The sequence below is a fragment of the Intrasporangium chromatireducens Q5-1 genome (genome assembly GCF_000576575.1).
Classification (GTDB): Bacteria; Actinomycetota; Actinomycetes; order Actinomycetales; family Dermatophilaceae; genus Intrasporangium_A; species Intrasporangium_A chromatireducens.
In genome coordinates this window covers 1-1,223 of the sequence record NZ_AWQS01000482.1, presented here as the reverse complement: position 1 = coordinate 1,223, position 1,223 = coordinate 1, and the positions used below count along the sequence as shown (strand labels likewise).

General features: G+C 70.1%; 1 protein-coding gene. It reads right to left on the bottom strand.

Going from position 1 to position 1,223, the window contains the following annotated elements:
- Positions 1 to 50 precede the first annotated feature (50 nt).
- On the bottom strand, positions 51 to 1,223 hold a 1,173-nt coding region (locus tag N864_RS22370; RefSeq protein WP_034722781.1), incomplete at its 5' end, for a phospholipase C.

Here is a 1,223-nt window from a genome sequence, read left to right as displayed (position 1 = left end):
CCGGCTCCCGTCCACGCGGGAGCCGGCCCAGCGGCATACGGCCAGGGCGGTCAGCGGTGCGCGCGTCCGTGGACCGCGGCGACCGACGTGACGGTCCCGTCGGCCGGGTCGAGGAGCACCGTGGGCGCCTTGGGGTTCGGGAAGTGGAACAGGCCCGCGAGCGAGCCGGCGCGCTCGTCGGCCGAGTGGTCGCCGACGCGTCCGGTCCGCCAGTTGTCCTCGATGAACTTCAGGATCGAGGCCTGGTCGGTCTGGGCGTGGTCGACCCAGTTCGTCCGGGCGTACGGCGAGACGATGACGAGGGGCTGGCGCGGTCCCGGCCCGCAACGGTCCTGGTAGCCGCCCGAGATCGGCACGCCGGCGGCCGCCGCGTCGGTGCACCACGCCGCGTCGTCCGGGCTGCTCGACGCGTTCGTGAGGGTGGCGGCGCGGTGGTCGTACCAGCCGTCCGAGTCGTCGTAGGCCAGCACGATCGCGGTGTCCTTCCAGCTCGGCGACTGCTGGATCGCGTTGATCTCCTTGACGATGAAGCGCTGCTCGTCGATGGGGTCGGAGTAGCCGGCGTGCCCGTCCTGGTAGTTGGCGGCCTTGAGGAAGCTGACCGCCGGCAGCTGGTCGGTGCCGACGACCTTGTCGAACTCGGTCAGGTCGTACTGGTGGTTCGCCGGGCCGGCGTGCCCGATCTCCGCGGTGCTGGCCGGTGGGAGGTGGTGGGGGTTCGCCGTCGACGCGTAGTACTGGAACGGCTCGTGGTGCGGGTTGTAGTCGGTCGAGACGCCGCCTGCGACGTTCGTGTGGGTGGAGAGGCACGTCGCCGGGGAACTCGCCGTGGCCGGTGAGGTCGGCGTGAAGCCGCCCTGGAACCAGCCCCACGAGACCCCTCGTGCGTTGAGCAGGTCGCCGATGTTCTTGTTGGAGGACTGCATCCCGGCGAGCGTGTAGCTGGTCGTGTGGCTGTTGTTGGAGCAGTCGTCGTAGACCGGGTCGGGGTCGTTGGTCATCGTGCCGACGCCGTTCGCGTCCGGCACGCGAACGGTGTAGTCGCTCGTGGTCGGGATGATCGGGGTGCCCGCCGCCGAGTACTCCGTGACGCCGTGGGTCTGGCCCGAGACGAGGTTGATGGCGCCGGGGCTCGAGGGACCGAAGGTCGTCGAGTAGGAGTTGTCGCTCATCGCGTAGTGCTGCGCGTAGTTCCACAGCGCGGTCACGGTGTTGCCGTCGTA